This is a genomic window from Albimonas marina, assembly GCF_029223255.1.
In the GTDB taxonomy this organism is placed as follows: Bacteria; Pseudomonadota; Alphaproteobacteria; order Rhodobacterales; family Rhodobacteraceae; genus Albimonas.
The window spans coordinates 418,513-437,252 of record NZ_JARHUC010000002.1; the positions used below are offsets into that span (position 1 = coordinate 418,513).

Below are 18,740 nucleotides of genomic sequence, written 5' to 3' on the forward strand. Positions count from 1 at the left end.
CCGGCGCCCATCCATGGGCGGATTTCGTTCAGGCCCGTACCCGGGCGAAACCCTCAGCCCCGCGGGGCCGAGGGCGGAAGGCTCAGCCCCACAGGGCCGGGGTCGACGGGTGCACCCCCGCCTCGTCGTAGAACAGCGGCGGGTCGCGGTCCTCGGCCAGCAGCAGCGGACCGTCGAGGTCCACGACCTCCGCCCCCTGCGCGCACAGCACCGCCGGCGCCATGGCCAGCGACGAGCCCATCATGCAGCCCACCATGACCTGGTAGCCCTCGGCCCGGGCCGCGTCGCGCAGCGCCAGCGCCTCGGTCAGGCCGCCGGTCTTGTCGAGCTTGATGTTGATCATGTCGTACTTGCCCTTCAGCCCGGGCAGCGTCGCCAGATCGTGGCAGCTCTCGTCGGCGCAGACCGGCACCAGCCGCTCCACGTCGCCCAGCGGGTCGTCCTTGCCGGCCGGCAGCGGCTGCTCGACCATCGCGACGCCCAGGCGCTGCAGGGCGGGGGCGAGCTCGGCGTATTCCGCCGCCGTCCAGCCCTCGTTCGCATCGACGATGATCTTCGACTTCGGCGCGCCGGCGCGAACGGCCTCGAGCCGCGCCATGTCGCCCTCGCCGCCCAGCTTGATCTTGAGAAGCGGGCGGAAGGCGTTCTCGGCGGCCTTCATGCGCATCTGCTCGGGCTCGGCGAGCGACAGGGTGTAGGCGGTCACGCAGGGGCCGGGCTTCTCCAGCCCCGCCAGGCGCCAGGCCTCGATGCCCGCGGCCTTCGCCTCCAGGTCCCACAGCGCGCAGTCGACGGCGTTGCGCGCCGCGCCCGCGTGCATCCGCTCGCGCAGCGTGGCGCGGGTGAGGCCCTGGGTCTCCAGGGCCTCGATCTCCGCGATCACGCCCTCGGGCGTCTCGTCGTAGCGGGGATAGGGGGTGCACTCCCCCCATCCCTTGAAGGCGCCGGCCGCGACCTCGACGGTCACCACCGCCTGCTCGGTGCGCGACCCGCGCGAGATGGTGAAGACCTCCCGCAGGCGGAAGACCTCGCGGCGGGCCGTCAGGATCGGTCCGGCCATGGGCTCAGGCCATCAGGGCGTCGACGAGGGCGCCCACGCCGGTGCGGAACGGGTCGACGGCGGGCATCTTGTACTCCGCCTCCAGCTCCTTGAGGTAGGCCAGCGCCTCGGCCTCGGGCATGCCCGAGGTGTTGACCGAGATGCCGATCACCTTGCAGTCGGGGTTGACCATCTGCGCCATGGTCAGCGCCAGGTCCGCCACCGCGCCTATGGAGGGCACCTTGTAGTCCGGCAGGCCGCGCATGTGCGGGCGGGTCGGCTCATGGCACACCACCAGCGCGTCCGGCTGGCCGCCGTGGATCAGCGCCAGCGTCACGCCCGAGTAGGAGGCGTGGAACAGCGAGCCCTGGCCCTCGATCAGGTCCCAGTGGTCGGCGTCGTTGTCGGGCGTCAGGTACTCGATCGAGCCGGCCATGAAGTCCGCGATCACGGCGTCGAGCGGCACGCCGCCCCCGGTGATCAGGATGCCGGTCTGGCCGGTGGCGCGGAACGAGGACTTGATCCCCCGCGCTTCCATCTCCTTGCCCATGGCGAGCGCGGTGTACATCTTGCCGACCGAGCAGTCGGTGCCGACCGCGAGGCAGCGCTTGCCGGTGCGCTTCACGCCCGAGGCGATGGGGTACTTGACGGTCGGGATGCGCACGTCGTGCAGGGTGCGGCCGTTGGCCTTGGCCACCGCCACCAGCTCCGGCTCGTCGCGCAGCAGGTTGTGCAGGCCGGAGGCGAGGTCGAGCCCCTTCTCCAGCGCTTCCTTCAGGACCACCTTCCAGGACTCGGAGATGATGCCGCCGCGGTTGGCGACGCCGATCACCAGCGTCTTGACGCCGGCCTCGACCGCCTCGTCGATCGACATCTCGGGCAGCTTCATGTCGGCCTTGCAGCCGGGAAGCCGGTACTGGCCGACGGCGGCGTCGGGGTTCCAGTCCTTGATGCCCTGGGCCACCTTGGCGGCCAGCGGGTCGGGCGCATCGCCGAGAAACAGCAGGTAGGGAAGCTCGATCATCGGCCACTCCATGGTCGGGCAAGCTGCGGGAAGTTGGCGATATCCGATCATTTCGCGGGGCTTGCCGTCAACATTCGTTCGCGCACCCACGAAAGTTCGCACGACCCTCCCGCGCAACCGCGTTTTCGAGCAAGGAACGTGCGCGGATGCGGGGCGCGCGGGGCGCCCCGTGCAATCCGTCGCCGCATCGCAGCAAGATCAGGCGGCGGCCACCGCCTCCCGCGCCGGCTCGGGCGGGCCCGCATCGCTCAGCGCGCGGAGCGTATCGGGCCGACTCGCCTCCTCGGGCACGGCGCACAGCCCCGCGCGCGCCATCGCCCGCCCCACGGCGGGCGAGGCCGTGAGCAGCGCGAAGGGGATCGCCAGCGTCAGCCCCGCCAGCACCGGCGCCGCCCAGGGCAGCGCCCCCGGCACGCTGAGCGCGATCAGCGCGGTCAGCCCCGCGCCGAACAGCGTCTGCGGCCACAGCCCGCGCAGCGCGTCGCCCAGGCTCAGCGCATGGGCGTCGCGCGACTGGCCGTTCCAGGTCACCGTGCGCCCCATCGCGAGGCCGATCAGGAAGATCGTCACCCGCAGCGCCGCCACGGGCGCGAGCAGGATCGAGAACACGGTCTCCACCAGCGCCCCCGCCGCGAAGCGCCCCGCGCCCCCGTAGGCGCGCAGGCCCCCCGGCGTCAGCGCCACGTCGATCCAGCCGGCCACCTTGGGGACCAGCGACATCGCGAACATCACCAGGAACATCGCCAGCCCGAAGGCCAGGTTCACGTCGTTCGCCTCCCCCAGCACGATCTTGGCCGCGGCGGCGAGCGTCATCAGCATCCAGGCCGGCGCGCCGAAATACATCATGATCGCCGCGAAGACCTGGAAGCGGCTCATCGGCCGCAGGCCCGGCAGGGCCAGCAGGCGCAGGTACTGCATGTTGCCCTGGCACCAGCGCAGGTCGCGCCGGGTGAAGTCCAGCAGCGTGGGCGGGTTGTCCTCCCAGCTCGGCCCCTCGATCGGGATCACCCGCACCTCGTAGCCCGCGCGCCGCATCAGCGCCGCCTCGACCTGGTCGTGGCTCAGGATCCAGCCGCCCAGCGGCGGGCGCCCCGGCAGCCTCGGCAGCCCGCATTTCGCCCGGAACGGCGCCACCCGCACCAGCGCGTTGTGCCCCCAGAACGGCCCGCAGTCGCCATGCCACCAGGCCGCGCCGATGGTGAAGCTGCGCATCCCGTGGCGCATCCCGAACTGGAAGATCCGCGCGAAGGCCGAGTCCGACGGCGTGCCCACCACCAGGCTCTGCAGGATGCCCAGCCGCGGGTGGCTCTGCATGATCCGGGTCATGCGCAGGATCGCCTCGCCCGCCATCAGGCTGTCGGAGTCGAGCGGCAGGAACAGGTCGTAGTCCTTGCCCCAGCGCCGCAGGAAGTCGCGGATGTTGCCCGCCTTCCAGCCGTCGTTGCGCGCGCGACGCCGATAGACCGCGCCCCCCAGCCGCGGCCGCCAGCGGCGCATCGCGGCCTCCTCCGCCTCGGCGATCGCGGGGTCGGTGGTGTCGGAGAGGACGAAGAGGTCGTAGGCATGCCCCTCCCCCGTCGCGTCGAGCGAGCGGCGGATCTCCGCCAGCCGCGCCAGCGCCCGGTCGGGGGGCTCGTTGCGCAGGGTCATCGCGACGGCGGTGCGCAGGCGGATCGGCTGGCCCTGGTCCACGTCGAGATGCGGCGCCGCGCGCGCCATCCCGTCCCGAACCCCGTGCAGCAGCCACAGCCCGATGACCGCGTTCCACGCCCCCATCAGCGTCCACGGCGCGCCCAGCGCGATGCAGGCCAGGATCACCAGGTCCGTCGCGCTCCAGCCGCCCGCGCCGAAGACCTGCGTCGCCCCCCAGATCACCGCGGCCAGCGAGGCGAGGTTCAGCGCGGTCACCAGCGCCCGGCGCCGCGTCAGCACCGCCGCGCGCTGCAGCCCCGCGGGCGTGGTCTCGAGATCGCCGCTCCTCGGCGGCAGGTCGGCGACGGTGTCGGTCATGCTTGTCCCTTGCATGCAGGACGCGAGGCGCGTCTTCTCGCATCCACCGCAGACGTAGCTGGAAACATGCGAACGTGAAGCTGAATTCCGATCACGAGGCGGCGACGAATTCGACCGCGCCCGCGCTGGTCTACACCGCCCCGGGCCGGGCCGAGATCCGCCCCGCCCCCCTGGGCGAGGGCGAGGCGCTGCTGCGCATGGAGGTCTCGGCCCTCTCCCGCGGCACCGAACGGCTGGTGTTCGAGGGCCGCGTGCCCGAGACCGAGCACGCCCGCATGCGCGCCCCCTTCCAGGAGGGCGCCTTCCCCTTCCCGGTCAAGTACGGCTACTGCGCCGTGGCCACCGTCGAGGACGGCCCCCCCGACTGGATCGGCCGCAAGGTCTTCGCGCTGCATCCCCACCAGGCCCGCTTCCGCCTCCCCCTCTCGGCGCTCTCGCCCCTGCCCGCGGGCCTGCCGCCCGCGCGCGCCGCGCTCGCCGCCAACATGGAGACGGCGCTCAACATCGTGTGGGACGCCGGCGTGGGCCCGGGCGACCGCGTGGCGGTGATCGGGGCCGGCGTCGTGGGCTGCCTGGCCGCGCGCCTCTGCGCGCGCCTGCCGGGGGCCGAGGTCATCCTGTGCGACAGGATCCCCTCCCGCCAAGCGGCGGCGGAGGCCCTGGGCGTCAAGTTCGCGTCATCGCCCGGTGAGGCGCGGGCCCCGTTCCGTGACGCCGACGGCGGCGCCTGCGACGTGGCGATCCACACCTCCGCCTCCGCCGCGGGCCTCGCCTGGGCGCTCGACCTGCTCGGCGACGAGGGCCGCGTGGTGGAGGCGAGCTGGCATGGCGCGGGCGACGTCCCGGCGCCGCTGGGGGGCGCCTTCCACTCCCGCCGCCTCTCGATCGTCTCCAGCCAGGTGGGCCGCCTGCCCCCCGCCCGCGCCCCGCGCTGGGACCATGCGCGCCGCATGGCGACCGCCCTGCGCCTGCTCGCCGAGGATCCCGCGGTCGACGCCCTGCTCTCGGTCGAGGTCCCGTTCGAGGACCTTCCCCAGCGCCTGCCCGAGCTGCTCGCCCCGGGCGCCGAGGGCGTCGCCACGCTGATCCGCTATCCCTGAGCGCCCCGAGCCCCTATGTTCTCCCGAGGGCAGTCCGAGGGAGGGAGGCGCCCATGTCGCTGCGCACCAAGCGCAAGGAGCTTCACGGCCTCGTCGGCGCGCTGGGCGTGGCGGTGCTGCTGGGCGGGCTGCTGGGCACGCTCTACCCCGCGACGTTCGCGCTGTTCGCGGCCGTCTCGATCTGGATCGTGGGCACGACGCTGGTGAACGTCTTCACCGACAAGAGCTGACCGCCGGCCGGCCCACGCCGCCGGCCCGCTCCGCCGGCCCGCTCCATCGTGACCACGCGCGCCTTGACCTGCGCGCTCGCCCGGCGATGCTGCGCGCCCAGACCCACGCCACCAGCCGGGAGGCCCCCATGTACGCCGTCGAGGTCCGAGACCACGTGATGCTGGCCCACTCCCTGCCCGGGGAGGTCTTCGGCCCCGCGCAGGGCCTGCACGGCGCGACCTACGTCGTGGACGTCGCCTTCTTCCGCACCGAGCTGGGGCCCGAGCGCATCGTGGTCGACATCGGCGCGGCGCACGAGGTGCTGAAGGCCGTCCTCAAGCCCCTCAACTACGCCAATCTGGACGAGACCTTCCCCGGCGAGCTGACCACGACCGAGTGGCTGGCGAGGCACATCCACGACCGGCTCTCGGCCGCGGCCAAGGCCGGGGAGCTGGGCGTGGGCTCGGACGGGATCGAGCGGATCCGCGTCACCCTCAACGAAAGCCACGTCGCCCGCGCGTGGTACGAGGGGGCCCCGTGACCCAGCCCCTGCGCGCCGGCTTCGCCATCCCCGGCGACCTCGGCGCCCCCACCGGCGGCTACGAATACGACCGCCGCCTGATCGAGGCCGCCCCCGCGGCCGGCCTCGAGCTGATGCACCTGCCCATGCCCGGCGGCTTCCCCGATCCCACGCTCGACGAGGCCGCGGCGGCGCGCGCGACGCTGGCCGCGGCGCTCGCCACCTCCCGCGGGCCGATCCTGGCCGACGGGCTCGCCATCGGCGTGCTCGACCCCGACCGCTGGCCCGAGGGGCTCGCCGCGCGCCTCGCCGTCCTCTGCCACCACCCGCTGGGGCACGAGACGGGCCTCCTCCCCGCCCGCGCCGCCGCGCTGCTGGAGACCGAGGGCCGGGTGCTGCGCGCCGCCGCCGCGGTCGTCGTCACCTCCCACGAGACCGCGCGCACGCTGGCGCAGGCGCTCTCGGTCGATCCCGGGCGCATCCACGTGGCCCTGCCGGGCCTGACGCCCGCCGCCCCCGCCCCGCGCCGGGGCGCGCCGCCTCTGCTGCTGGGGGTGGGCACGCTCAGCGCGCGCAAGGACTGGCCGACGCTGGTCGCGGCGCTGGCGCTCCTGAAGGACCGGCCCTGGCGCTGCGTGATCGCGGGCGACGCGAGCCGCGACCCCGAGGCCGCCGCCCGCCTCGACCGCCTGCTGGTCGACGAGGGGATCGACGACCGCGTGGCCCTTCCCGGCGCCCTGCGCCGCGCCCAGATCGACGCGCTCTACGCCGAGGCCGACGTCTTCTGCCTCCCCTCCCGCCACGAGGGCTACGGGATGGTGGTGGTCGAGGCGATGGCCCGCGGCCTGCCCGTGCTCGCCGCCGACGCGGGCGCCATCCCCGAGGCCGCCGACGGCGCCGCGCGCCTGCTGCCCCCCGGCGATCCCGCCGCCTGGGCCGAGGCGATCGCGGCGCTTCTCGACGATCCCGCCGCCCGCGACCGGCTGGCCGAGGCCTCCCTCGCCCGCGCCGCCCGCGCGCCCCGCTGGGAGGATGCGGCGCGCACCGTCGCCCGCGTCCTCGCCGCCCTGCCTTCCGGAGACCGCGCATGAGCTTCGCCTCGAGCTGGCTCGCCCTGCGCGAGCCCGCCGACGCCGCCGCCCGCGACCGCGGCCTGATCGCCGCGCTCGCCGAGTGGACCGCCGGCCGCCCCCTCGCCGCGACCGACCTCGGCTGCGGCACCGGCTCGACCGTGCGCGCGCTGGCGCCGCTGGTTCCCTCGCTGCGCTGGACGCTGGTCGACAACGACCCCGCCCTGCTGGCCGAGGCCGCCGCGCGCACCGGCGCCGCGACCCGCGCGCTCGACCTCGCCGCGGGGCCCGAGGCGGCGGTGGAGGGCGCGCAGGTGGTCGCCGCCTCCGCCCTCTTCGACCTGGTCTCCGACGCCTGGCTGCGCCGCTTCGCGGCCGCCCTCTCGCCCGAGGTCGCCGTCTACGCCGCGCTCAGCTACGACGGGCGCGAGAGCTGGTCCCCCGCCCCCCCGCACGAGGCGCAGGCGCTGGCCGCCTTCCGCCGCCACCAGACCGGCGACAAGGGCTTCGGCCCGGCGCTGGGGTCGAACGCGGGGGCGGCGCTGGCGGCGCTTCTGGCGGCGCGGGGATGGCGGGTGCGGGTGGCCGACAGCGCCTGGCGGCTGGGCCCGGGCGACGGCCCGCTGATCCGCGCCCTCGCCGACGGCTCGGCCGAGGCGGTGGCCGAGACCGGCGCCCTCGCCGGCCGCCAGCTCGCCGAATGGCGCGCGGCGAGGCGCGCCGCCCGCCAGGTGGAGATCGGCCACCTGGACCTGCTGGCCCTGCCGCCGGAGAACTGAGGGCGGGCTCGCCCGCCCCGCGGCCTCGCGCGATCCGCGGCCGCGTGGACCGCGGCGGCGGAAGAGGCCCCGGGTCAAGCCCGGGGCGCCGGAGCGCAGCGATCCCCTCCGCGCCCGGATCCAGGCGCGCACGGAGCGGCGCCCGACCTCAGGAGCCGGCGGAGCCGCGCCCGATCATCCGCCCCATCACCTCGTCGCGGTCGATGACGCGATGCTTCAGCGCGGCGAGGACATGGGCGGCGGCGAGGATCGCCAGCAGGATCGCCAGCGGCGCATGCACGTCCTGCAGCAGGAACTCCGACAGCGCCCGGTTCTCGCCCACCGGCAGCGCCAGGTCGGCGACGAACCAGAAATCCGCCGGCGCGGGATAGGCGCTGACCCCGATCCAGCCCACCACCGGCGTCGCGATCAGCAGGACGTAGAGCAGCACGTGCACCGTGCGCGAGGCGAGGCGCAGCAGCGGCGGCAGGGGGCGGACATACGCGGGCTCTCCCATCGCGGCGCGCGCCACCAACCGCAGGACCATCAGCCCCAGCACCGTCAGCCCGAAGGACTTGTGCAGCGCATAGAGCAGGTCGAACCCGCCCGGGCCCAGCGCGGCGTTGGCGGCGTCGACCGCCTCCTTCTCGTAGCCCTCGATGTAGAAGCCCAGCGGCAGCAGCGCCAGCAGGCACAGCGCCACCAGCCAGTGCAGGACCCGCTGCACCAGCGGATAGACGGGGGCCGAGACCGGCGAGGCGGCGGGCGCGGCCATCACCCCCGGCTCCAGCTGCGGCGCAGGTCGCAGGTGAACAGCACGTCGCCGTCGCCGAAGACATGCACCTTCGTCTCCGGCCGCAGCGCCTGGTCGAGGCTTTCGATCGGGTTCAAGCGGAACCCCTCCTTGCCGGAGCCCAGGATCATCGGCGCCACCAGCACGTGCAGCAGGTCCACCGCGCCGGCGTCGAGGAAGCGCGCCAGCGTGTCGGCGCCGCCCTCGATCAGGATGCGCCGCAGGCCGCGCACGCGCAACGCCTCGACGATGTCGGCGGGGGCGAAGCCGTCCTCGCCGCAGGGCAGCCGCACCGCCTCGACGCCGGGGGGAACTTCCACCCCCTCGCGCGCGATCACCAGCACCGGGGCCTCGCCGTCGCTCAGGCCCCCCCAGCTGCGCGGCAGCCGGCCCGAGGGGTCGACCACCACCCGCGCCGGATGCCGCCCGTCGCAGCGGCGCACGGTCAGGCGGGGGTCGTCGGCGGCGACGGTGCCCACCCCCACCACCACCGCGTCCACATGCGCGCGCAGGCGGTGGAGGTGATCCAGCGCCATCTCGCCGTTGATGTATTTCGAGGCGCCGGTGACCGTGGCGATGCGCCCGTCGAGCGTCTGGCCCAGCTGGGCGACCACGATGGCGCGGCCGTCCCCGCTCTCGGGCGTCAGGGGCAGGAAGGCCTCGTTGGGGGCGTAGGTCATGGGTCGCTCGTCTGGCTTGCGGCGGCCGCGGGCCGGGGGAACGGCGCGCGGCGGCGTCGGGCGGCGTTGGACTGGACGCAATCGTTTACGACGGAAACGACGTCCCGGATCATGGTAGCGCACGCGGGGCGGGATTCGAGCGGCGCCATGACGCTCATTCCGCCGGAGTCGCGGCTGCGCCGCGCTCGTTGGGAGACGCGGCCGCGCCGCGCTCGCTCGATGCCGCCGAGACGCCGCGCTCGGCGGGGCTCGCGCCCGTCCGCGCCGGGGCCGGCCGCCGCCAGGGCTGGGACTTGAAGAAGCCCGCCACGTAGGCCGTCAGGATCAGCACGCCGAAGCCGCAGGCGTTGGCGACGCCCACCGTCCAGCCGTCGCGCCCGGTCACGTCCAGCGCCGCGCCGATCGCCTGCGCCAGCACCATCGAGACCAGGAACACCGCCAGCGACTGCGTGCCCACCTTGCGCACCACCGGCACGAAGCGCTCCCAGCCCGTGGTCGCGACGAAGGCCCGCCCCCGCCGCCCCAGCGCCGCCCAGCCCAGCACGATCAGCGCGAGGAACGCCGCGAAGGAGGTCATGCCCAGCCGCTCGCCCGGGATGAACAGGTCGGTGCCCAGCGCCGCCTCGGCCCGCGGACCGAGCAGCTCCATCAGCCAGGCGTCGAGGCCCGGCGCCAGCGCCTGGATGTCCGCCGCCCAGGCCCAGGGGAAGGTCGCGACCAGCACGACGGCCGCGAGCGCGATCCAGCGGCCGCCCGGGCGCCCCGGCAGGCGCAGCGGCTCGACCAGCCGGTGACCCCGCGGGCCCACCGCCATCCAGGCGAGGTAGGCGAGCGAGATGAAATGCAGCCAGCGGAACAGGCCCATCTCGGTCTTGCGCCACAGGGGCTCGGTCGCCTCGCGCGCGGCCCAGATCCAGTCGTGCAGCCACCAGCCCTGCGGCAGCCACAGCCCGTCGTGGATGCGGAACCAGGCGAAGGGGACCGAGAGCAGCACCACCCCCAGCGCCAGCCAGGTCAGCAGGCGCGAGCGGGGCGGGACCGGAATCCAGCTCATCCCCAGGAAGAAACCCGAGAAGAAAACCAGCGCCCAGCCGAACGGGTTGAAGAACCACGGGATCTCGGGCGCCCAGGGGCGCGAGGGCAGGTTCGTCAGCCCGAACTGGGTCGCCAGCCACAACCCCGCGACCAGCGCCACGGCGGCCGGGGTCCCGCCCGCGCGATGCGCGGCCATCACCGCGGGCACGAGGGCGAGGATCACCAGGTACATCGGCAGGATGTCGAAATAGTTCGGCACCCAGGTCAGCGTGAACAGCCCCGCCAGCGCGGGCCCCGTGTCCTCGAACAGCGGCACGATGGGCACGCGGGCGATGTAGCGCATCCCCGCCTCGCCCCAGCCGTTCGCGTCGATCGTCCACAGCAGCAGCGCCACCACCAGCAGCAGCCCCACGTGGGCCCAGTAGACCTGCCAGATCCGGAACCCGATCCGCGCCGTGCCCATCGGCCAGCCGTGGTCGCGATAGGCCGCCCCGAAGGCGAGCGACGAGGCCATGCCCGAGCAGAACACGAAGATCTCGGTCGCGTCCGAGAAGCCGAACCGCGCCGGGATCCACAGCGTCCAGGGGTCGAGCGGCGTGTGCGCCAGCAGGATGATGAACATCGCCAGCCCCCGGAAGAAGTCCAGCCGCATGTCGCGGGGCTTCTTCGCGGGCGCATGACCCACGGCCGGGAAGGCCGAGGGGCGCGCGGCGGCGGGCGAGGAAGAAGGCGCGGCGGTCATGCGGTCTCCGACAGGTGGGCCGCTCATCCGGCGGCGAAGGCGGCGGCGCGCAGGGCGCCCGCACGCTCGGCGATGGCGGCGCGGCGGCGGGCGGCGTAGCCGTCCTCGGCCCCGCGGCGCGCGCAACGACGGGCGAGCGCGGCCTCGGCCGCGCGCACGTCGCCCGCGCGCAGGGCGGCGTCGATGGTCATCCGCTCGAACAGGTCGCGCTGGGCGTGGCTGCCCCCGATGCGCGCGAGCTGCGGCAGCGCCAGCGACAGCGCCCGGTGCGCCTCGCCCCAGCGCCCGGCGCGGAAGGCGTTCAGCCCCCGCGCCGCCGGCAGCCCCGCCACCGCGCAGACCTCGTGCTGGTCGTGGTCGAGCCCCTGGGCGTCGCGCGCGATCCGCGCGGTCAGGGCCGCGGCCTCGTCCTCCCGCCCGGTGCGGTTCAGCGCCAGCAGGTAGTGCAGGTCCGCGAAGACCACGCAGCCGTCCTCGGTCCGCGCGGCGCAGAGCGCGCCCAGCTCCTCCCACCGCTCGCCCACGTCCCCGCCCTCCAGCTCCAGGCGCAGCAGCAGCGAGGCGGCGTTGGCGATGTCGCGATAGTCGTCCGTCGGCTGCGGCCGCACCCGCCGGTCGTAGAGCGCCAGCGCCGCGCCGAGGTTCCCCCGGTCGAGGTGGAACAGCGCCAGGTGCCACCACACGTGGCCGCCGAAGTTGTTGCAATGCGCCCAGTGGCGCGACTTGCCCGCCAGCCAGCGCACGCCCGCCTCGGCCCGGCCGGTCATGTCCATCACGTGGGCCACCGCATGCAGCCCCCAGGCGTCGTCGGGGGCGAGCTCAAGCCCCGCGCGCCCCTCGCCCTCGGCCTCGGCGTAGTCGCCCGTCTCCTCCAGCGCGAAGGCCCGCTGGCCCAGCACGTAGCCGCGGTGGGGGTGATCCCCGCCGAAGCCCGCGTGCGGCTGCACCATCCGGTCCGCCAGCGCCCGCATCCCCGCCGCGTCCCCCAGCATGAAGCGGATCGCCTGCGCCAGCTTGGCGGCCAGCGCGTCGCCCGGATGCGTCGCCACGATCCCCTCCAGCCGCGCCGCGGCCGCGAACATGCGCCCTGCGCGCATCTCGCCCAGCGCGTCCACGAAGCCCCGCTCCCGCGCGTCCGCGCCGCCCTGCGCCTCGGCGCTCCGGGCGGCGGCCAGCGCCGCGTCGATGGCGGGGTCCAGCTCCCGCCGCCCCAGCAGCGACAGGAACAGGCCCTGCGCCGCGTGGCCCAGCGCGAAGCCCGGCGCGCGGGCCAGCGCCTCGGCCAGCAGGGCGGGGGTGGCGGCGGAATGCGCGAGGAAGGCGGCGACCACGCCGTCCCACAGGCGCGCGGCCTCGGCGTCGTCGAGCGAGAGGGGAAGGCCGGCGGCGTCATGCTGCATGGTCGTCTCCAGGCCCGGCGGCGCCGGGAAAAGGGGCGGGCCGTCCGATCCGTCCGAGCGGCCCCTTTTCCATGCTTATGTGTTGTCCGTGGGGCGCGGAGCCTTCGTTTCGCGATTTCACCCAAAGGTGAGACGGCGCGAGCGGCGCCCCCATGGCGCGCGCCCCGCCCCCGCGTCAGGCTTCCCGCAGGGTCCAGGCGCCGCCGACGCCCCCTGACCGGAGCCCCCGCCGCCATGGATCGCGCCCACCCCACGCCCCGCTCGACGCCCCTTCAGCCCGCCGCCGGATCGCCCCCCGCCGCGCCGGCGTCCGCCGAGGCCGCCCCCGCGCGCCCCCCGCAATGGGGCGTGGTCGCGGCCGCCGCCCTGCTGCTCGCGGCGCTCCTGCTCGGCGCGCGGGCGCAGGCCGGGGCGCCGGGGGCGTGGGCTGCGCTGCTGGGGGCGGCGGCGGGGATCGCCCTCTACAAGGCCGCCTTCGGCTTCGCCTCCGCCTGGCGCCGCCTGGCGCGCGAGGGCCGCTCCGCCGGCGTGCGCGCCCAGATCGTGCTGATCGGCGTCGCCTGCCTCTTCGCCTGGCCGCTGCTCGCCTGGGGGCCCTCGCTGGGGATCGAGGCGCGGGGCGTGATCCTGCCCATGGGCCTCGCCTCCGCCTTCGGCGCCTTCCTCTTCGGGCTGGGGATGCAGCTCGGCGGCGGCTGCGCCTCGGGCACGCTCTACGTGGCGGGGGGCGGCTCGCCGCGCATGATGCTGACGCTCGCGGCCTTCGTCGCGGGCTCCGTCCTCGCCACCGCCCATTGGGAGGCATGGAGCGCCCTGCCCCGCACCGACGCCGGCTTCTCGGTCCTCTCCGCCCTCGGCGCGCCGCTGGCGATGGCCGCCCTCGCCGCCCTCCTCGCCGCCGCCTGGATCCTGTCCGCGCGGATCGAGCGGCGGGCCCACGGCGCCCTCGCCCCCCTCGCCCGGCCCCGCTTCGGCTGGCGCGGCGCCTGGACCCCGCTCGCCGGGGCGCTGGCGCTCGCCGCCGTCTCGGTCGCCTGCCTGCTGGCGCTGGGGCGGCCCTGGGGGATCACCGCGGGCTTCGCGCTGTGGGGCGCCAAGGCCGCCGCGGCGCTGGGGGCCGAGCCCGCCGCCTGGCCCGGCGGGTACTGGAGCGGCTGGCGCGCCGCCCAGCTCGCCGCCCCCGTGCTGGCCGACGTCACCTCGGTGATGAACCTCGGGATCGTGCTGGGCGCGGGCGCGGCGGCGGGGCTGGCGGGCGCCTTCGCGCCGCTGCGCCGGATCTCGGCGAAGGACGCCGCCACGGCCGTGATCGGCGGCCTCGCCATGGGCTACGGCGCCCGCCTCGCCTACGGCTGCAACATCGGCGCCTATCTCGGCGGCCTCGTCTCGGGCTCGCTGCACGGGCTGTGGTGGCTGGCCTTCGCCGTGCCCGGCTCCCTGCTCGGGGGCCGTCTGCGGGCGCGGCTGGGCATGGACCCGCCCGCCTCCGCGCCGATCCGCGCCTAGGCCGGGCGCGCAATCCGCGCGCCGCCTCCGAAGACAGCCGCGCAAGCCCGCCGCCTCCCGCCCGACCCGTCCGCCGCCCCCGTCCCGTCCCACGCCAAGGAGCCCGCCCATGCGCCCCCTGCCCCTCGCCGCCCTGCTCGCGGCCCTCGCCGCCCCCGCCCTCGCCTCTCCCGACCGGGTCGAGCCGCGCGAGGGCTGGCGGGTGATCGAGACGGCGATCCCCTACGCCGACCTCCTCCCCCGCCTCCGCGAGGCCATCGCCTCCGCGAAGATGGGCCTGGTGACCGAAGCCGGCCCCACCGAGGCCGCCGCCGCCCGGGGCGAGACCATCCCCGGCAACCGGGTGCTGGGCGTGTTCCGCAACGACTACGCGGTGCGGGCGGTGCGCGCCTGCGTGCCCGCGATGATCGAGGCCCCGATCCGCTTCTACGTGACCGAGCGCCCGGACGGCGCCGCCACCCTCTCCTGGAAGCTCCCCTCGGCGCTCTTCGCCGCCTACGCCGAGACCTGCGGCCCCGCCATCGCCGAGATCGGCGCCGAGCTCGACCCGGTCTTCGAGACCATCGCCGCCGAGGCCGCCCGCTGACAGCGCCCTCCGCGCCCGAGCCCCTCGGTCGCGGCCGCGCCGGGCCCCCGGCGCGCCGCCGGACGAACCGGCAAGGTTTCGTCAACCAAGGTTAACGCGCCGCATCGCCGGGCGGCCTCAGCCCCCGGCCCCGCCCGACCGGATCACCTCCACCGGCGTGCCCAGCGCCGAGAGCGCCGCTTCCGCCGCCGCCATCTCCCCCGCCCGGGCCAGCGCCGCCACGCGGCCCCCGTCGGCCAGCGCCTCGCCCACGGCCCCGAGGTCCAGCGGATCGGCGGCGGATCGCTCCGCGTCCCGGCGCGCCAGCTCCAGCGCCGCGGCGGGGGCGTCGAGCGGGTGGGCCACCAGGTCCGCCTCCTGCATCCGGCGCACGGCGCGCAGCGGCATCAGGTCGACCTCGGGCGGCAGCTCCAGCAGGCTCAGCCGGGCGGCGACGGAGACGGGGGCGCGGCCAGCCTCGATGGCCGCGCGCACCTCGTCCAGCGCCCCCTCGACGTCGCCCGCCTCCGCCCGCAGGCGGGGGACGTCCATGATCCAGTTCCAGAAGGCCCGCGGGCTCGGCTCCAGCTCCCTCGCCATCATCCGCGGGCGCAGCTGGGCGAGGCCGGCGAGGAACGGGCCGGTGGACGACGACAGGAAGCTCTCGGCCAGCGTCTTCACCCGCTGGGCCAGCACCGGCGCCACGCCCTCGGTCCCGATGGCCACCACCAGCGGGTCGCGGTCGACGATGGCGGGCGTGATCGCGGTGCACAGGTCCGGCCGGTCGACGATGTTCACCACCCGCCCCCAGCGGCGCACCTTGCGCGCCAGCTCGGCGTCGCCGTCGGGGTCCACGTCGCTCGCCCCGATGGCGAGATAGGCGCCCGCCAGCGCCGCGCGGTCGTCGCGCACGGCCAGGTGGCGCAGCCGGCCCTGGGCGACGAGGCCCGCGAGCTCCTCGTTCAGCTCCGGCCACATCACCGTCACCTCCGCCTCGGTGCGCAGGAACAGGCGCGCCTTCTGGGCCGCCGTCTCGCCGCCGCCGCGGATCAGCACGCGCCGGCCGCGCAGGTCGAGGAACAGGGGGAAATAGCGCATCGGGATCTCTCGGGGCGGCTGGCGGGGGCGGACGAAAGGCGGGCGGCCGAGGCGGGGGCCCCTGCGCAGGCGAAGGGACCCTCCCGCGGCGCGACAATGGCGCGCCCGACGCCGGAGGCAACCCCCCGCGCGCCCGAAGCGCCCCGAACGCCAGCGCCTCCCGCCCGGCCGAGCCCCCTGCCGCGGGCCGCGCGGCGCCGAAGTCCGGGCGCCACGGAGGAGGGGCGAGGGGCGAGGGGCGAGGGGCGAGGGGCGAGGGGCGAGGGGCGAGGGGCGAGGGGCGAGGGGCGAGGGGCGAGGGGCGAGGGGCGAGGGGCGAGGGGCGAGGGGCGAGGGGCGAGGATGCCGGCTCGCCCCGGAGTTGACAGCTGTCAACTCGCCGCGCCGCCCTCTCTCTTGACCGGCGCGGGGCGGGCGGGGCTGATGGGGTCTCCCCGTCCCAGCGCCGTTCCGGAGCCGCCATGACCCTCGCCGAACCCTCGCCCGCCGTCGACGTCCGCCTCGTCCCCGTCGACTCGCCCGAGGCGCTGGAGCTGATCGCGGGGAGCGAGGAGGAGCTCGCCTCGATCTACCCGCCCGAGGTGCGCTTCGCCTTCTCGCCCCGGCAGCTGATCGACGCGCAGGTGCATTTCGTGGTGGCGCGGGTGGACGGCGTGCCCGCGGCCTGCGGGGGCTTCGCGCCGCTCGCGGGCTATGGCGAGCTGAAGCGGATGTTCACCCGCAAGGACTTCCGGGGCCGACGGCTGGCGGGCGCGATCCTCGAGGCGCTGGAGGCCGAGGCCCGCGCCCGCGGCCTGCCCCTGATGCGGCTCGAGACCGGCGAGGCGAGCCCCGAGGCGATCCGCGCCTACGAACGCGCCGGCTACGCCCGCCGCGGGCCTTTCGGGGACTACGAGGAGAACGGCTCGAGCGTCTTCATGGAGAAGCGTCTGGCCTGACCCGGAGGGGGGGCGCCGCGTCGCCCCGCGCGCCCGGCCCAGCCGCGCGCCCGCGGCGCAAGGCGGGCCGGTCGCCCGGGACGCCGGGGGCCCGGGGGCCCGGGGGCGGCCGCCGGCGCACACCGGCGGCGGAGGCTCCCCGGCCCGCCGCCCGCGGCCCGTCCCCCAAGCGCGACGGCCGCGAGGCGCCGCGGGTGGGACGGCCGACAGGGGCGCGCGGGTCGACGCGGCGCCCGGGGAGGCGGCGGGCTCAGGCGGGGCTCTGCTCGGGGGCGGCGCCGGGCTCGGCGATCAGCAGGGGCATGCGGTCGGTGCAGAACCAGGTGAGGCCGTATTCCACCGGGCGGCCGGTCGAATCCACGCTCAGGCTCTCGGCCCGCAGCAGGGGCGTGGTCTCGGGGATCATCAGGTGGCGCGCGATCAGCACGCCGGGGCGGCAGGCGGTCAGCCGGGTCCAGCGGCGGGTGTAGTCCGCGACCCCGCAGGCGGCCAGCGCGGCGGTGATCGAGCCGCTGTCCGCCAGCGCCCGGGGCAGCTCCGGGAAGGGCGCGGCGGGAAACACCGTGCGGGCGTAGGCCATGGGCACGCCGTCGGCGAGCGTCATCCCCTCGTAGACATGCACGGGCGCGCCGCGCTCGATCTCCAGCGCCTCGGCCTCGGGGCGGGAGGCGGCCTGGACGTCGAGGGCGAGGATGCGCCGCTCGGGCCGCCGGCCGGCGTTGCGCAGGTTCTCGGAGAAGCGGGTGCGGCGCGAGATCGGGTAGTCCGTCGTCGCATGGGTCACCGTCGCCCCCGCCCCGCGGCGGACGTGAACGAGGCCCGCCTCGGCCAGCGCCGCGGTCGCCCGGCGCAGGGTGTGGCGGTTCACCCCGAAGCGGGCGGCGAGCGCGGTCTCGGAGGGCAGACGCTCCCCCGTCGCCCAGCGGCCCTCGCGGATCTCGTCGGCGAGGGCGTCGCGGATGCGCGCCCACAGGGGGCCGGCCCCGTCGGCGAGCGCCCCCGCGCCGCCCTGCTCCGCCGCGTCCTGCGGCCGTCGATGCGGCGTCTGCGGCATCCTCTCCCTCCGCCCGTCATCCAGATGTCACCAAACGCGCGTTGCGTTCGCGCTCCGAGTCGGCCATACCATACTTGTGCAGTTGTCGAGTTGGCTAGACAGAAATGCAATCAGTCCCCCAGACCTCCCCTCCCGATCCCGCCCCCGATCCTGACGCCGCCCGCAAGGGCTGGATGAGCCTGCTCGCCAAGGCGCCCGCCGCGCGGCTGGCGGCGTTGTGGGAGGGCTCGGGCCTCGCGGACGAGACGGCGGGGCACGAATGGCTGCGCCGGCCGGAATGCGGCGCGGTGATGCTGCGCGGCCGGGCGGGCGCGGTGGGCGCGCCCTTCAACCTGGGCGAGATGACCGTCACCCGCGGCTCGCTGCGGCTGGCCTCGGGCGAGGTCGGCCATGCCTGGGTGCAGGGGCGCGACAAGCGCAAGGCGACCGTGGCGGCGCTGGCGGATGCGCTGATGCAGACGGGCGCGGCGGCGCGGGTCGAGGCCGCGATCCTCGAGCCCCTGCGCGAAGAGGCCGAGGCCCGCGCCACGGCCCGCGCGGCCCGCGCCGCGGCCACCAAGGTCGAGTTCTTCACGCTGGTGAGAGGAGAGGACTGATGGCCCCGCTCGCCGCCCAGGCCCTGGAGGGCGCCTTCGCCGACGCCCCCGCCGAGGCCGCCCGCGCCTTCCGCGCCGCGCTCGACGCCCTGTCGCGCCCGGGCACGGTGCAGGAGATGGCGGGCGCCCGCCCGCCCGCGCCGCTGCCCCCCGCCGCCGGCGCGCTGGCGCTGGCGCTGGTCGACGCCGAGACGCCGGTCTGGCTCGCGCCCGAACTGCGCGGCGGGCCTGTCGAGGACTGGCTGCGCTTCCACTGCAACGCCCCGCTCGACGCGTCCCCCGAGGCCGCGGCCTTCGCCTTCGCCTCGCCGGCCGCGCTGCGCGCGGAGCGCGACCGCTTCGCGATCGGGACGCCGGAATATCCCGACCGATCGGCCACGCTGGTGGCGCTGATCGAGGGGTTCGAGGGCGAGGCCCTGGCGCTGACCGGCCCCGGCGTGCGGGGGGAGGCGCGGCTCGCGCTCGGATCCGCGCGCGCCGACGTGCTGGCGCTGGCCGCGCCCAACGCAGCGCTCTTCCCCCAGGGGCGCGACCTGTTCCTCGCGGCGGGAGGGCGCCTGGCCGCCCTGCCCCGCTCCACCCGTCTGCGGGAGGTCTGAGCG

The 18,740-nt window shown here is 76.1% G+C and carries 19 protein-coding genes; 10 read left to right on the plus strand and 9 right to left on the minus strand.

From position 1 onward, the window contains the following. Positions 1-82: 82 nt before the first annotated feature. The 3 genes from dgcA to mdoH form a co-directional block, all read right to left on the minus strand. Positions 83-1,060 carry an N-acetyl-D-Glu racemase DgcA gene (gene dgcA, locus P2H44_RS05620; RefSeq protein WP_275762468.1) on the minus strand — a complete coding sequence of 326 codons (978 nt, stop codon included), beginning with the start codon at positions 1,058-1,060 and terminating at the stop codon, positions 83-85. Between the two features lie 4 nt (positions 1,061-1,064). Further along, entirely contained in the window at positions 1,065-2,063 is a 999-nt protein-coding gene (gene dgcN / locus P2H44_RS05625) for an N-acetyltransferase DgcN (protein WP_275762469.1), read from the minus strand. Positions 2,064-2,261: 198 nt separating this feature from the next. Next, positions 2,262-4,073 (minus strand): glucans biosynthesis glucosyltransferase MdoH, encoded by a 1,812-nt coding sequence (mdoH, locus tag P2H44_RS05630; RefSeq protein WP_275762470.1) that lies wholly within the window; start codon positions 4,071-4,073, stop codon positions 2,262-2,264. Positions 4,074-4,147: 74 nt separating this feature from the next. Between mdoH and P2H44_RS05635 the strand changes: the two genes are divergently transcribed. The 5 genes from P2H44_RS05635 to P2H44_RS05655 all read left to right on the plus strand — a co-directional run bounded on the left by P2H44_RS05635 (position 4,148) and on the right by P2H44_RS05655 (position 7,752). Beyond that, positions 4,148-5,173 (plus strand): zinc-dependent alcohol dehydrogenase, encoded by a 1,026-nt coding sequence (locus P2H44_RS05635; RefSeq protein ID WP_275762471.1) that lies wholly within the window; start codon positions 4,148-4,150, stop codon positions 5,171-5,173. Between the two features lie 53 nt (positions 5,174-5,226). After that, the gene (locus P2H44_RS05640) at positions 5,227-5,403 is read left to right on the plus strand and encodes a hypothetical protein (protein ID WP_275762472.1); all 177 of its coding nucleotides are present in this window, start codon (positions 5,227-5,229) and stop codon (positions 5,401-5,403) included. A gap of 128 nt (positions 5,404-5,531) precedes the next feature. Then, positions 5,532-5,924 (plus strand): 6-pyruvoyl trahydropterin synthase family protein, encoded by a 393-nt coding sequence (locus P2H44_RS05645; protein ID WP_275762473.1) that lies wholly within the window; start codon positions 5,532-5,534, stop codon positions 5,922-5,924. Further along, the gene (locus P2H44_RS05650; protein ID WP_275762474.1) at positions 5,921-6,994 is read left to right on the plus strand and encodes a glycosyltransferase; all 1,074 of its coding nucleotides are present in this window, start codon (positions 5,921-5,923) and stop codon (positions 6,992-6,994) included. The genes P2H44_RS05645 and P2H44_RS05650 overlap by 4 nt, the downstream gene beginning before the upstream one ends. Beyond that, positions 6,991-7,752 carry a methyltransferase domain-containing protein gene (locus P2H44_RS05655; RefSeq protein ID WP_275762475.1) on the plus strand — a complete coding sequence of 254 codons (762 nt, stop codon included), beginning with the start codon at positions 6,991-6,993 and terminating at the stop codon, positions 7,750-7,752. The genes P2H44_RS05650 and P2H44_RS05655 overlap by 4 nt, the downstream gene beginning before the upstream one ends. Positions 7,753-7,900: 148 nt before the next feature. Here the strand turns inward: P2H44_RS05655 and P2H44_RS05660 are convergent, their stop codons facing one another. The 4 genes from P2H44_RS05660 to P2H44_RS05675 form a co-directional block, all read right to left on the minus strand. After that, positions 7,901-8,506: a cytochrome b gene (locus tag P2H44_RS05660; RefSeq protein WP_275762476.1), complete on the minus strand. Its 606-nt coding sequence runs from the start codon at positions 8,504-8,506 to the stop codon at positions 7,901-7,903. Further along, entirely contained in the window at positions 8,506-9,204 is a 699-nt protein-coding gene (locus tag P2H44_RS05665; RefSeq protein WP_275762477.1) for a RibD family protein, read from the minus strand. The genes P2H44_RS05660 and P2H44_RS05665 overlap by 1 nt, the downstream gene beginning before the upstream one ends. Before the next feature lie 154 nt (positions 9,205-9,358). Continuing rightward, positions 9,359-10,981 carry an OpgC family protein gene (locus P2H44_RS05670; protein WP_275762478.1) on the minus strand — a complete coding sequence of 541 codons (1,623 nt, stop codon included), beginning with the start codon at positions 10,979-10,981 and terminating at the stop codon, positions 9,359-9,361. A 23-nt stretch (positions 10,982-11,004) separates the two neighbouring features. Further along, the gene (locus P2H44_RS05675; RefSeq protein ID WP_275762479.1) at positions 11,005-12,381 is read right to left on the minus strand and encodes a tetratricopeptide repeat protein; all 1,377 of its coding nucleotides are present in this window, start codon (positions 12,379-12,381) and stop codon (positions 11,005-11,007) included. 234 nt (positions 12,382-12,615) lie between these two features. Here P2H44_RS05675 and P2H44_RS05680 point away from each other — a divergent pair, with 234 nt between their 5' ends. Together P2H44_RS05680 and P2H44_RS05685 are read left to right on the plus strand one after the other, a co-directional pair. Beyond that, on the plus strand, positions 12,616-13,887 hold the full coding sequence (locus P2H44_RS05680; protein ID WP_275762480.1) for a YeeE/YedE family protein: 1,272 nt from the start codon (positions 12,616-12,618) through the stop codon (positions 13,885-13,887). A 109-nt stretch (positions 13,888-13,996) separates the two neighbouring features. Beyond that, the gene (locus tag P2H44_RS05685; RefSeq protein ID WP_275762481.1) at positions 13,997-14,473 is read left to right on the plus strand and encodes a DUF302 domain-containing protein; all 477 of its coding nucleotides are present in this window, start codon (positions 13,997-13,999) and stop codon (positions 14,471-14,473) included. Positions 14,474-14,590: 117 nt separating this feature from the next. On the opposite strand, the gene P2H44_RS05690 is transcribed toward P2H44_RS05685, so the two are convergent. After that, the gene (locus P2H44_RS05690) at positions 14,591-15,550 is read right to left on the minus strand and encodes a precorrin-2 dehydrogenase/sirohydrochlorin ferrochelatase family protein (protein WP_275762483.1); all 960 of its coding nucleotides are present in this window, start codon (positions 15,548-15,550) and stop codon (positions 14,591-14,593) included. 461 nt (positions 15,551-16,011) lie between these two features. On the opposite strand from P2H44_RS05690, the gene P2H44_RS05695 reads away from it, so the two are divergent. Continuing rightward, positions 16,012-16,488, plus strand: coding sequence for a GNAT family N-acetyltransferase (locus tag P2H44_RS05695; RefSeq protein WP_275762484.1), 477 nt, complete (start codon positions 16,012-16,014; stop codon positions 16,486-16,488). Positions 16,489-16,738: 250 nt separating this feature from the next. Here the strand turns inward: P2H44_RS05695 and phnF are convergent, their stop codons facing one another. Continuing rightward, entirely contained in the window at positions 16,739-17,542 is an 804-nt protein-coding gene (gene phnF / locus P2H44_RS05700; protein WP_275762486.1) for a phosphonate metabolism transcriptional regulator PhnF, read from the minus strand. 104 nt (positions 17,543-17,646) lie between these two features. Here phnF and phnG point away from each other — a divergent pair, with 104 nt between their 5' ends. Both phnG and phnH read left to right on the plus strand, forming a co-directional pair. After that, complete coding sequence (gene phnG, locus P2H44_RS05705) at positions 17,647-18,138, plus strand: phosphonate C-P lyase system protein PhnG (protein ID WP_275762487.1); 492 nt, start codon at positions 17,647-17,649, stop codon at positions 18,136-18,138. Then, positions 18,138-18,737 carry a phosphonate C-P lyase system protein PhnH gene (gene phnH, locus P2H44_RS05710; protein ID WP_275762488.1) on the plus strand — a complete coding sequence of 200 codons (600 nt, stop codon included), beginning with the start codon at positions 18,138-18,140 and terminating at the stop codon, positions 18,735-18,737. Before phnG ends, phnH begins: the two co-directional genes overlap by 1 nt. Positions 18,738-18,740 lie beyond the last annotated feature (3 nt).